Genomic DNA, 2944 nt, shown 5'->3' with positions numbered 1-2944 from the left:
GCTACAAGGCCCAGAACACTTCTTGGGTGTTGTATGGTTAAGCCTCACGGGTAATTAGTATGGGTTAGCTCAACACGTCGCCGCGCTTACACACCCCACCTATCAACGTTGTGGTCTCCAACGGCCCTTTAGGACCCTCAAGGGGTCAGGGATGACTCATCTCAGGGCTCGCTTCCCGCTTAGATGCTTTCAGCGGTTATCGATTCCGAACTTAGCTACCGGGCAGTGCCACTGGCGTGACAACCCGAACACCAGAGGTTCGTTCACTCCGGTCCTCTCGTACTAGGAGCAACTCCCTTCAATCATCCAACGCCCACGGCAGATAGGGACCGAACTGTCTCACGACGTTCTGAACCCAGCTCGCGTACCACTTTAAATGGCGAACAGCCATACCCTTGGGACCGACTTCAGCCCCAGGATGTGATGAGCCGACATCGAGGTGCCAAACACCGCCGTCGATATGAACTCTTGGGCGGTATCAGCCTGTTATCCCCGGAGTACCTTTTATCCGTTGAGCGATGGCCCTTCCATTCAGAACCACCGGATCACTATGACCTACTTTCGTACCTGCTCGACCTGTCCGTCTCGCAGTTAAGCTGGCTTATGCCATTGCACTAACCTCCTGATGTCCGACCAGGATTAGCCAACCTTCGTGCTCCTCCGTTACTCTTTGGGAGGAGACCGCCCCAGTCAAACTACCCACCAGGCACTGTCCGCGAGCCCGATTCAGGGCCCTGCGTTAGAACATCAAACATACAAGGGTGGTATTTCAAGGACGGCTCCAGCGCAACTGGCGTCACGCCTTCAAAGCCTCCCACCTATCCTACACATGTAGGTTCAATGTTCAGTGCCAAGCTGTAGTAAAGGTTCACGGGGTCTTTCCGTCTAGCCGCGGGTACACCGCATCTTCACGGCGAATTCGATTTCACTGAGTCTCGGGTGGAGACAGCATGGCCATGGTTACACCATTCGTGCAGGTCGGAACTTACCCGACAAGGAATTTCGCTACCTTAGGACCGTTATAGTTACGGCCGCCGTTTACCGGGGCTTCGATCAAGAGCTTCGCTTGCGCTAACCCCATCAATTAACCTTCCGGCACCGGGCAGGTGTCACACCCTATACGTCCACTTTCGTGTTTGCAGAGTGCTGTGTTTTTGATAAACAGTCCCAGCCATCTGGTCACTGCGACTCCCGACTGCTCCATCCGCAAGGGACTTCACTGTCAAGAGCGAACCTTCTCCCGAAGTTACGGTTCTATTTTGCCTAGTTCCTTCACCCGAGTTCTCTCAAGCGCCTTGGTATTCTCTACCCGACCACCTGTGTCGGTTTGGGGTACGATGACTTGTAATCTGAAGCTTAGAGGCTTTTCCTGGAAGCAGGGCATCAATGGCTTCCGCACCGTAGTGCGTTCGTCTCGTGTCTCAGTGTTGTGTCTCCGGATTTGCCTAGAAACACCACCTACGCACTTTCACCAGGACAACCGTCGCCTGGCCCACCTAGCCTTCTCCGTCCCCCCATCGCAATTACAAGTCGTGCAGGAATATTAACCTGCTTCCCATCGATTACGCCTTTCGGCCTCACCTTAGGGGTCGACTCACCCTGCCCCGATTAACGTTGGACAGGAACCCTTGGTCTTCCGGCGAGGAGGCTTTTCACCCCCTTTATCGTTACTTACGTCAGCATTCGCACTTCTGATATCTCCAGCATACCTCTCGATACACCTTCGCAGACTTACAGAACGCTCCCCTACCACTCACACATAAGTGTGAATCCGCGGCTTCGGTGCCTGGTTTGAGCCCCGTTACATCTTCCGCGCAGGCCGACTCGACTAGTGAGCTATTACGCTTTCTTTAAATGATGGCTGCTTCTAAGCCAACATCCTAGCTGTCTGAGCCTTCCCACATCGTTTCCCACTTAACCAGAACTTTGGGACCTTAGCCGGCGGTCTGGGTTGTTTCCCTCTTCACGACGGACGTTAGCACCCGCCGTGTGTCTCCCGGATATTACTTACTGGTATTCGGAGTTTGCATGGAGTTGGTAAGTCGGGATGACCCCCTAGTCCAAACAGTGCTCTACCCCCAGTAGTATTCGTCCGAGGCGCTACCTAAATAGCTTTCGGGGAGAACCAGCTATCTCCGAGTTTGATTGGCCTTTCACCCCCAGCCACAGGTCATCCCCTAACTTTGCAACGTTAGTGGGTTCGGTCCTCCAGTTGATGTTACTCAACCTTCAACCTGCCCATGGCTAGATCACCCGGTTTCGGGTCTACACCTTGCAACTAGACGCCCAGTTAAGACTCGGTTTCCCTACGGCTCCCCTATACGGTTAACCTCGCTACAAAATGTAAGTCGCTGACCCATTATACAAAAGGTACGCAGTCACCCCGAAGGGCTCCCACTGCTTGTACGTACACGGTTTCAGGTTCTATTTCACTCCCCTCACAGGGGTTCTTTTCGCCTTTCCCTCACGGTACTGGTTCACTATCGGTCAGTCAGGAGTATTTAGCCTTGGAGGATGGTCCCCCCATATTCAGACAGGATGTCACGTGTCCCGCCCTACTCGATTTCACTTCAAGGTCGTTTTCATGTACGGGGCTATCACCCTGTATCGCTGGCCTTTCCAGGACCATTCCACTAACTTCCAAGAAACTTAAGGGCTAATCCCCGTTCGCTCGCCGCTACTGAGGGAATCTCGGTTGATTTCTTTTCCTCGGGGTACTTAGATGTTTCAGTTCTCCCGGTTCGCCTCGTTGCACTATGTATTCATGCAACGATACCTAGCTTATGCTAAGTGGGTTTCCCCATTCGGAAATCTGTGAGTAATAGCGTCTCTTACCGACTTCTCACAGCTTATCGCAGGTTAGTACGTCCTTCATCGCCTCTGACTGCCAAGGCATCCACCATGTACGCTTAGTCACTTAACCATACAACCCCAAGAAGTGTCG

General features: G+C 53.0%; 1 rRNA gene. It reads right to left on the bottom strand.

What is annotated here, in order from left to right:
- Window positions 1-33: 33 nt before the first annotated feature.
- A 23S ribosomal RNA gene (locus OKC27_RS22540) occupies window positions 34-2923 on the bottom strand.
- Window positions 2924-2944: the final 21 nt, after the last annotated feature.

Source organism: Aeromonas sp. QDB62, assembly GCF_027705695.1.
Classification (GTDB): Bacteria; Pseudomonadota; Gammaproteobacteria; order Enterobacterales; family Aeromonadaceae; genus Aeromonas; species Aeromonas allosaccharophila.
The sequence above is the reverse complement of the archived record's forward strand: the minus strand, read 5'-3'. Positions and strand labels throughout refer to the sequence as shown.